Origin of the sequence: Actinoplanes palleronii (assembly GCF_016862315.1) — a bacterium.
GTDB classification, from domain to species: Bacteria; Actinomycetota; Actinomycetes; order Mycobacteriales; family Micromonosporaceae; genus Actinoplanes; species Actinoplanes palleronii.
Genome location: NZ_BOMS01000204.1, coordinates 1 through 8,836, shown reverse-complemented (window position 1 = coordinate 8,836; position 8,836 = coordinate 1). Strand labels below are relative to the sequence as shown.

The following is an 8,836-nucleotide window of genomic DNA, read 5'->3' as shown; positions in this document are numbered from 1 at the left end:
ATTACGGCGCTCAGGGCCAGCTTGGTGTGTCCGGCTGGCCTTGGCGGCCCTTATCGGAGGTGGATTACGGCCCCCAGGGCCAGCTCGGTGTGTCCGGCTGGTGCTGGTGGTGGTATCGGCGGCCGGGATACCACCATGAGCGCCAGCCGGGTGGCGTTGCGGGCTGCTGCCGCCCCTGGCGCGGGACATTGCGTGGCTCATGACGTACCCGAGTATGGGCGCAGCCCGCGACGACCCCGAGCGGACCATCTGCCGGGACCGGACGACCACCTCTCGGGACGGTCGTGCCCGGCGACGAGCGGCGAGCGGCGTGGCGGACCGCAACCAACCGGGACCTCGCCTGGCCAACCAAGCCGGGACCGGGCTGCCTGCCGGGACCCGGACTGCCTGGCGGGACCCGGCTGCCTGCCGGGGCAGGTCGCTCGCCTGGTGGGGCCGGTCGGCCGGCTGGTGAAACGCCACTGGGAGCGCGGCCCCACAGGCCGGCGCTCCCAGTGAACACGTGCGTTGAGCGGATCAGCGGCCCGCGCGGCGACCCCCGGATCGGGACGAGAACGCGGCAGCGCCGCCACCGCCCGCGGCCGGGCGTGGCGCCGGTGTGCCGGAGCGGGTGGAGCGCGGCGTGCCGGAAGCGGATCGCCCACCGGTAGCACCGCCCCGCGGCGTGCCGGAACCGGCACGCTGACCGCCACCGTCACCGGTGGTGGACGTGTGCCGGCGTGCGGAACCGGACTTGTCACCGGTCGCCGCCGGTGCGCCGCCCGATCCGCGCCGTCCGCCGGCCGAACCGCCGGTGGACTGGGACGGGCCGGCCGGACGCCGACGCCGGGAGGCGGAGCGACCGCCGGCCGGGGAGTCCCCGGCGGCGGTGCCGCCACCGCTGCGGTCCGGCGCCTCGGGTGCCGGCGGCGTGTACGCCACGAACGTCCGCTCACCCGGCGCCAGGTCGGCCAGCAGCGCGTCACCCGGACGCGCCCGCCGCGTGATCGGCTTGATGCCGGCCTTGCGGGTCAGGTCCCGTACGTCGGCCTGCTGGTCGTCGGTCATCAGCGTGATCACCGTGCCGCGCGCGCCGGCCCGTGCGGTGCGGCCGGAGCGGTGCAGGTACGCCTTGTGCTCCACCGGCGGGTCCGCGTGGATCACCAGCAGCACGTCGTCGACGTGGATGCCGCGAGCCGCGATGTCGGTGGCCACCAGGGTGGCCGCGCTGCCGTCGGAGAACGCCGACAGGTTGCGGTTCCGGGCGTTCTGCGCCAGGTTGCCGTGCAGTTCGACGGCCGGCACCCCGGCCGAGATCAGCTGCTTGGTGAGCACCTTCGCCCGGCGCTTGGTCCGGGTGAAGACGACCGACCGGCCGGGCGCGGCGAGTAGGTCGACGAGCACGCCGAACCGGTCGTCCGGGTGCACGTGCAGCACGTGGTGGTCCATCTCGACCGGCGCCTGGGCGGCCGAGTCGACGTGGTGGGTGACCGGCTTGCGCAGGAACTGGCGGACCAGGATGTCGATCCCGTTGTCCAGGGTCGCCGAGAACAGCAGCCGCTGGCCGCCGGCCGGGGTCTGCCCGAGCAGACGCTTGACCACCGGAAGGAAGCCCAGGTCGGCCATGTGGTCGGCCTCGTCGAGCACGGTGATCTCGACAGCGTCCAGCGACGCGTGCCCGTTGCGGATGTGGTCGTCGAGCCGGCCCGGGCAGGCGACCAGGATGTCGACGCCGTTGCGCAGCGCGTTGATCTGCGGGTTCGCTCCGACACCGCCGAAGACGGTCATGGTGCGCAGCCCGGCCGCGTCGGCGAGCGGGCGCACGGCGGCCTCGATCTGTGTGGCCAGTTCCCGGGTGGGCGCCAGGATCAGCGCACGCGGGCGGCCGGGGCGTCGCGGCTTGTTGGCGGCGGCCAGACGGGCCACCACCGGCAACGCGAACGCGTACGTCTTCCCTGATCCGGTTCGCCCTCGTCCGAGCAGGTCACGCCCGGCGAGCGAATCTGGCAGCGTGGCCGCCTGGATCGGGAACGGTGAGGTGATGCCGAGCTCGGCGAGGGCGCCGGACAGAACGGCAGGGACGCCTAGCTCGATGAACGATGTCATTAAGGGGGTAACTCCGTAGGTCAGTTGGAGATCAATCCTACTGGTCACCCGTGGCAACCACTCTGCACCCGGTATCGAACCAGGATGCTCTCAGCCTCGCAGATCTTTTTCCTCAGCGCCGGAACCCCTCTCCGGCTTGTACTGAGGAGACCCCTGATGAACGGTGAGGCACCTGCCGTCGATCGGCGTCGTGAGGACATCGTACGGGCGAACATGCCGCTCGTCGGGCACCTGGTCCGCGAGATGCTGGCGCGGGTCCCCGCCCACGTCAATCGCGACGATCTGCTGTCCGCCGGGTACGCCGCCCTGGTCGCCGCCGCTCGTGGCTTCGACGCGGAGCGCGGCGTCCCCTTCCCGAGGTTCGCCGCGGCCCGGGTACGCGGCGCGCTGCTGGACGAGTTGCGCGGGCTGGACTGGGCGAGCCGCTCGGTGCGGCAGCGGGCCCGGCGTACCGACGCGGCCCGTGAGGAGCTGATCGCCGAGCTGGGCCGGACCCCCACCGTGCCGGAGCTGGCGGGCCGGCTCGGCTGCACGGTCGAGGACATCGAGAACGCCGAAGGTGACGTACATCGCGCCACGGTGTTCAGCCTTCAGGGCTTCGCGACGGCGACGGCGGACGACATCGTCACCGAGCCGACCGCCGGCCCGGAGGAGATGCTGATCATCCGGGAGCGGCTCGGGTATCTGCGGCACGCCGTGGAGGCTCTGCCGGAGCGGCTGCGCGCGGTGGTCCAGGGTTACTTCTTCGAGGAGCGCCCGATGGCCGAGATCGCCACCGATCTCGGGGTCAGCGAGTCGCGCGTGTCGCAGCTGCGCGCCGAGGCGCTGGTCCTGCTGCGGGACGGGATGAACACCCACCTGGACCCGGCGATGGCCGCACAGGACCCGCCCAAGGAGGGCTGCGTGGCCCGGCGCCGGGCGGCGTACTACGACCGGATCGCCAGCCGCGGCACGCTGAGCACCCGGCTCGCCCTGACCGGCCCGGACGGACTGCCGGTGGCGGCCTAGACATTCAGCAGGTTGCCGGGGCCCGTCGCGGTTCGCGACGGGCCCCAACCTGTTGATCAAGCGTTCGCGCAGGTGCCGGCCTTCTTCTGCGCCGCGATCGCCTTCACCGCGCCCATCTTGTAGAGCGCTAGGCCCTCCGGGGCCGGCTCCAGCTTCCACGCGTCCGCCTCGTAGACCATGGTGTACGACTGCGCCGCGACCAGCTGCTTCGCGATCACGATGGCCCTGTCGGTGCCCTCCATCCGGGCGCTGGTCAGCTGGATCGCGAGGCCCTTGCGGGAGCACGCGGTGTTGAGCTTGACGTAGTCGTCCTTGCTGATCGCCTGCTTGCCGGCCGAGGTGTACATCTCCCAGGCGCCGGCGAAGTCGCCACCGCTGAACCGGTCGAACACGGTCTGCGCGGCGTTCTTCGCACCGTCGACGGTCTTCTGCTCCGGGCCTCCGGCGGCGGCCGCGGCGGCGTTGCCGGCCGGGTCGTCGTCGTCGGAGCAGGCCGAAGTGACGCCGAGGGTGGCGACGGCGGCGAGAGCGAGGACGGCAAGTCGGCGGTACGGGTGGTTGTTGTCCATGTCCCGGTTAAGCCCGGCACGGGGTTCCGCGTAACGGCCCCGGCGTGTCGATGACGGGTTACGGACACTTGCCGTCGCGGCCGTAACCCCGCGGGCTTCAGCTAGTCTGGTCGTTTGCCGTAAACAGAAAAGGCAACCACAGAAAATGTGGTTGCCAGCGGCCGGAATGATAGCACGAAAAGGGGCGATTTTGTCAAGCTCGAACGCCGACGTCGATTCCGAGCAGGCGTACTTGACCGCGCTCTACCAGCGACTCGATCAATTGCGGGAGCAGGCCGACGGCCGGCTCAAAGCGATCCTGCTGGAGGCCGGTGGCACCCCGCAGGGCCGCACCCAGCGCGAGGCCACCCGCTCCCACTACGCCGAACAGCTCGCCCAGATGAATTCCGTCGAGAACGGGCTCTGTTTCGGGCGGCTGGACTTCTCCGCGGACGTTCCGCGCTACATCGGCCGGATCGGCCTGTTCGCCGAGGACCGTGACCAGGACCCGCTCCTGATCGACTGGCGCGCGGCGGCGGCCCGGCCGTTCTATCTCGCCACCGCGGTCAGCCCGGAGGGCGTCACCCGGCGGCGGCATCTGCGCACCCGCGGCCGGGTGCTCACCGGTGTCGACGACGAGGTGCTCGACATCGAGTCCGGCGACGGGACCGGCCGGGAGGACGTGACCGGCGAGGCCGCGCTGCTCTCCGCGCTCACCGCGAACCGCACCGGCCGGATGCGGGACATCGTCGAGACCATCCAGGCCGAGCAGGACGAGGTGATCCGGTCCGGGCTGGCCGGTGCACTGGTCGTGCAGGGCGGGCCGGGGACCGGCAAGACCGCGGTGGCGCTGCACCGGGCGGCCTACCTGCTCTACACGTACCGGCAGCAGCTGACCCGGTCCGGCGTGCTGATCCTCGGGCCGAACACCACGTTCCTGCGCTACATCTCCCAGGTGCTGCCGTCGCTCGCCGAGACCGGCGTGCTGCTGGCCACGCTCGGCGACATGTTCCCGGGTGTCCGCGCCCGCGCCGTCGAGCCGGGTGCCGTCGCCGCGCTCAAGGGCGACCTCGAGCTGATGCTCCCGGCCCTGGAGAACGCGGTCGCCGACCGGCAGACCGTGCCGGACGACTTCGCCGAGGTCGACCACGACGGGTACCCGCTGCGGATCGACCGCACGGTGCTGGAGGACGCGCGGTCCGCGGCCCGCCGCACCGGCCGTCCGCACAACGTGGCCCGGGCGGTCTTCGTCACCGAGGCGATCCACCAGCTGTCCCAGCAGATCGCCGACCGGATCGGCGCCGACCCGCTGGGCGGTGACAACCTGCTCTCCGAGGCGGATCTCGCCGAGACCCGCCGGGAGCTGCGCGAGGACGTCGACGTCCAGCAGGCGCTGTTCGACTTCTGGCCGGTGCTGACGCCCCGGCAGGTGCTGCGCGACCTGCTCACCGACGCCGGCCGGCTGGAGTCGGCCGGTCTGCCGCCGGCGCTGCTGCGCGACGAGGCGGCCGGCTGGACCCCGGCCGACGTGCCGCTGCTCGACGAGCTGGCCGAGCTGCTCGGGGTCGACGACACGCTCAAGGTCCGCGAGCAGAGCCGGCAGCGCAAGGCCGCCATCGAGTACGCCGAGGGCGTGCTGGAGATCGTCGAGGGCTCCCGGTCGCTGGACTTCGAGGACGTCGAGGAGGAGATCCTCTCCGCCATCGACGTGGTCGACGCGAGCGCGTTCGTGGAACGCCACGAGGTGATCGACACCCGGACCGCGGCGGAGCGGGCGGCGGCCGACCGGACCTGGGTGTTCGGGCACGTGATCGTGGACGAGGCGCAGGAGCTGTCGCCGATGGCCTGGCGGCTGCTGATGCGCCGCTGCCCGAGCCGGTCGATGACCGCGGTCGGTGACGTGGCGCAGACCTCGGAGCTGTCCGGCAGCACGACTTGGGACCAGGTCTTCGAACCGTACGTCGCGCAGCGCTGGCGGCTGGTCGAGCTGAGCGTCAACTACCGGACGCCGGCCGAGGTGATGGCGGTCGCCGGTGACATCCTCGCGGCGATCGACCCGGCGCTGAGGCCGCCGCGGTCGGTGCGGTCGGCCGGGGTCACCCCGTGGGCCCGGCGGGTCGCGCCGGAGGGGCTCGCCGAGGAGCTGATCGCGGACGTCCGCAAGGAGGTCGGCGCGGTCGAGCCGGGCCGGGTGGGTGTCCTGGTGCCGGCCCGCCTCGAGTCGTCGCTCGGCGCCGAGCTGGTCGCGGCGGTGCCCGGCGCGGCCGTGGGGGAGCAGCCCGACCTGCTCAACCACGTGGTGCTGATGACCGTGCGGCAGGCCAAGGGCTTGGAGTTCGACTCCGTGCTGGTGGTCTGTCCGGATGAGATCATCGCGGAGAGCCCGCGGGGTCTGTCCGATCTCTACGTCGCGGTGACCCGGGCCACCCAGCGTCTCGGGATCCTGCACACCGGGCCGCTGCCCGGCGTGCTGTCCTCGCTCGGCTGACGGTTCTTCCGGAACCGGCCGCGGCATCCGACCGCGGCCGGTTCCGCAATTTTTCCGGTACGGCCTCAGCCGGCCACCCGGGTCAGGAAGACGTATTCACGGCCGGGCCGGTCCGGGGCCTCGCGGACGTCCAGAACGTCGAATCCGGTTTCGGCCAGCGACGTGGTGATCTCGTCCTCGGAACGGAATCGCAGGGTCGAGTCCGAGGTCAGGATCGTCCCGTCGGCGTGAAAGCGATATTCGTAGCGGAATGTGACGAACGGGAGTTTCACCTCGGTGAGGGAGAAACGGCGTTCCACCGCGCCGACGCCCGCCACCTCGAGGGTCGTCGGCGTGTTCACCTCGACCCATTCCTCCCAGCCGCGGAATTCCGGGCGGCGCGACTCGAGGACCAGATGGCCGCCGGGGCGGGTCACCCGGCGGATGCCGCGCAGCGCGGCGGCCCAGTCGTCGTCGGTGCGGAAGACCTGCGCGACGTTCCCGATCATCAGGGCCAGGTCGGCCGGTTCCCGGCCGTGCCATACGCCGGGCAGTTCCGCGGCGCCGGCGTGCAGCCAGGTGACCGAGGAGCTGTCCGGTTTGGCCCGGGCCACCTCCAGCGACGCCGCGGCGGGATCCGCGCCGATCACGGTGCGGCCGGTGCGGGCGAGCCGCAGGGCGGGGGTCCCGGTGCCGCAGCCGATGTCGACGATGCGCGCGGGATCCAGCGTGCCGACGATCGCCAGATAGGCGTCCAGGTCGGTGCGGCCGCCGTCGAAGGCGTCGTAGATCCCGGCGAGCCGGGGATGGTCGAAGCACGCGTCAGGCATGCCCGGAACCTACGGATATCGGGGCGGTCCCGCCACGGGATAAAAAGCGGGATGAAAACGGGGTGAAACGGAGGGTTCGGCGGGGGAACGCCGAACCCTCCGGATCGTCAGGCGGCCGTCGCGGTGCGGGCGCCGCGGCCGATCGAGGTGTGGCCGTGGGCGTTGGTCATCGCCAGGCGGCTGTGCATCGTGGTGTTGCTGGCGATGGTCGCGTAGTAGGACGCGCGGCGGCGGGCCGTGATGCTGTCCGGGTTCTCCGGGATCGGCGCCATCTCGGGGTCGAGGTGGGTGTTCAGGCCGTCGCGGAGCAGCGAGAGCGCCTCGGCGCGCAGCTGGGAGACCCGGGACTCGGTGACGCCCAGGTCCTTGGCGATGTCGGCCATCGGGCGCTCCTGCAGGAAGTACTCGGTGACCACGGTCTGCAGGCGCTCCGGCAGCGAGCTGATCGCGTGGTGCAGGTACCCGATCTGCTCGCGGCGCAGCAGCATCTCCTCCGGGCCCGGGGTGCGCTCGGTGACCAGGTCGTCGGCGCTGCTGGTGGTGAAGCCCTGCAGCGACAGCACGGTGGCGCGCTGCACGTCGGTGTCGGTCTGCTGCAGGTCGGTGGTGGTGGTGCCGAGCGCCTGGGCGAGCTCCTCCGCCGTGGGCGTGCGGCCCAGGCTGGTGGTCAGGCTCTGCCGGGTGGTGTCGGTGCTGCGGGCCTTGGACCGCACCGAGCGGGTCGCCCAGTCCAGCGAGCGCAGCTCGTCGAGCAGGCCGCCGCGGATCCGGGTGCCGGCGAAGCGGTGGAACGGCACCCCGCGCTGCGGGTCCCAGCCGCGGGCGGCGGTGCACAGGGCGTGCAGGCCGGCGCTGGTCAGGTCGTCGCGGTGGATGTGGTTCGGGATCCGGCTGAGCATGTCCCGCACCAGGTGGCCGACGAGCGGCATGTGCGTACGGATCAGCTCCTCCTGCTCGCGGGCGGTGAGCACCGGAACGGCGGGCGCGGTGTCGGCGGTGAGGTCGGCAACGGTCGTCACGGTGCTGGTCATGTCGTATCCCCCGGTTGTTGTCGGCGCTCATTGGCTGGAAGAGCACCGGCTGACAGGGAGAAACTTTGACGACGCGGTGGTGCGGGAGCAGGTCACGGACAGTTGCCTCCCGGTTGCTTGAAAACCGGGCCGGTCGTCCGCGTTGCCGGAGCCATCGGCGGCGCACGGACCGGTATGAGACTTTCCCTCCGCCGGTACGGTGTGCCGCATGGAACTGAGCGACAGCGGCACGGCCGTCAACGTCATCGCCGGGGTGCTGATCGCCGCCGGGGTGCTCGGCGTGATCCTGCCGGTGATCCCCGGGCTGCTCCTGACCTGGTCCGGGGTGCTGCTCTGGGCGTTGCTGTCGGACGCCGCCTCGGGTGCCCGGTGGACCGTGCTGGCGCTGGCCACGGTGATCGCCGGGGCCGGGATGATCGCCAAGTTCGTCTGGCCGGGCCGCAAGCTCAAGGACAGCGGCGTGCCGGCCTCGACCCTGATGGTCGGCGGGCTGGTCGGCCTGGTCGGGTTCTTCGTGGTGCCGGTGGTCGGCCTGGTGCTCGGCTTCCTGCTCGGCGTGTGGGCCATGGAGGCCGGCCGGCTGGGCGGCGATCAGGCGTGGCCGTCGGCCCGCCGTGCGCTCGCCGCGGTCGGACTGTCCCTGCTCGTCGAGTTCGCCGCGTCACTGGCCATCGCGGTCATCTGGGTCTTCGGCCTGATCCTCGGCTGACCGCTCCCGGTCTCAGACCCCGGAACCCGGGGGCCGGAACCCCAAGGCCGGAACCCCAAGGCCGGAACCCAAGGCCGGAACCCGAAGGCCGGAAGCGGAACCCGGAACCCGGGGCGGAACCACGTGCGGGGCCGGGTCCGCGGCAGGCGCGAGGTCCC

At 72.1% G+C, this 8,836-nt stretch carries 7 protein-coding genes; 3 read left to right on the top strand and 4 right to left on the bottom strand.

The annotated features are described in order from the left end of the window. Positions 1–516 precede the first annotated feature (516 nt). On the bottom strand, positions 517–2,085 hold the full coding sequence (locus Apa02nite_RS50535) for a DEAD/DEAH box helicase (protein ID WP_203831546.1): 1,569 nt from the start codon (positions 2,083–2,085) through the stop codon (positions 517–519). A gap of 156 nt (positions 2,086–2,241) precedes the next feature. Between Apa02nite_RS50535 and Apa02nite_RS50530 the strand changes: the two genes are divergently transcribed. Beyond that, the gene (locus tag Apa02nite_RS50530) at positions 2,242–3,093 is read left to right on the top strand and encodes a sigma-70 family RNA polymerase sigma factor (protein WP_203831545.1); all 852 of its coding nucleotides are present in this window, start codon (positions 2,242–2,244) and stop codon (positions 3,091–3,093) included. Positions 3,094–3,149: 56 nt separating this feature from the next. Here Apa02nite_RS50530 and Apa02nite_RS50525 read toward each other — a convergent pair whose 3' ends face one another. Next, positions 3,150–3,662 carry a hypothetical protein gene (locus Apa02nite_RS50525; RefSeq protein WP_203831544.1) on the bottom strand — a complete coding sequence of 171 codons (513 nt, stop codon included), beginning with the start codon at positions 3,660–3,662 and terminating at the stop codon, positions 3,150–3,152. A gap of 166 nt (positions 3,663–3,828) precedes the next feature. On the opposite strand from Apa02nite_RS50525, the gene Apa02nite_RS50520 reads away from it, so the two are divergent. Beyond that, the gene (locus Apa02nite_RS50520) at positions 3,829–6,129 is read left to right on the top strand and encodes a HelD family protein (protein ID WP_239165147.1); all 2,301 of its coding nucleotides are present in this window, start codon (positions 3,829–3,831) and stop codon (positions 6,127–6,129) included. A 65-nt stretch (positions 6,130–6,194) separates the two neighbouring features. Here the strand turns inward: Apa02nite_RS50520 and Apa02nite_RS50515 are convergent, their stop codons facing one another. Together Apa02nite_RS50515 and Apa02nite_RS50510 are read right to left on the bottom strand one after the other, a co-directional pair. Continuing rightward, positions 6,195–6,938: a class I SAM-dependent methyltransferase gene (locus tag Apa02nite_RS50515; RefSeq protein WP_203831542.1), complete on the bottom strand. Its 744-nt coding sequence runs from the start codon at positions 6,936–6,938 to the stop codon at positions 6,195–6,197. A gap of 107 nt (positions 6,939–7,045) precedes the next feature. Beyond that, positions 7,046–7,969 carry a sigma-70 family RNA polymerase sigma factor gene (locus tag Apa02nite_RS50510; protein ID WP_203831541.1) on the bottom strand — a complete coding sequence of 308 codons (924 nt, stop codon included), beginning with the start codon at positions 7,967–7,969 and terminating at the stop codon, positions 7,046–7,048. A 208-nt stretch (positions 7,970–8,177) separates the two neighbouring features. On the opposite strand from Apa02nite_RS50510, the gene Apa02nite_RS50505 reads away from it, so the two are divergent. Continuing rightward, positions 8,178–8,678, top strand: coding sequence for a DUF456 domain-containing protein (locus tag Apa02nite_RS50505; protein WP_203831540.1), 501 nt, complete (start codon positions 8,178–8,180; stop codon positions 8,676–8,678). Positions 8,679–8,836 lie beyond the last annotated feature (158 nt).

Coding starts and splice junctions, on each gene's coding strand:
- Apa02nite_RS50535 (WP_203831546.1), bottom strand. CDS start 2,085: ATGACATCGTTCATCGAGCTAGGCGTCCCTGCCGTTCTGTCCGGCGCC.
- Apa02nite_RS50530 (WP_203831545.1), top strand. CDS start 2,242: ATGAACGGTGAGGCACCTGCCGTCGATCGGCGTCGTGAGGACATCGTA.
- Apa02nite_RS50525 (WP_203831544.1), bottom strand. CDS start 3,662: ATGGACAACAACCACCCGTACCGCCGACTTGCCGTCCTCGCTCTCGCC.
- Apa02nite_RS50520 (WP_239165147.1), top strand. CDS start 3,829: ATGATAGCACGAAAAGGGGCGATTTTGTCAAGCTCGAACGCCGACGTC.
- Apa02nite_RS50515 (WP_203831542.1), bottom strand. CDS start 6,938: ATGCCTGACGCGTGCTTCGACCATCCCCGGCTCGCCGGGATCTACGAC.
- Apa02nite_RS50510 (WP_203831541.1), bottom strand. CDS start 7,969: ATGACCAGCACCGTGACGACCGTTGCCGACCTCACCGCCGACACCGCG.
- Apa02nite_RS50505 (WP_203831540.1), top strand. CDS start 8,178: ATGGAACTGAGCGACAGCGGCACGGCCGTCAACGTCATCGCCGGGGTG.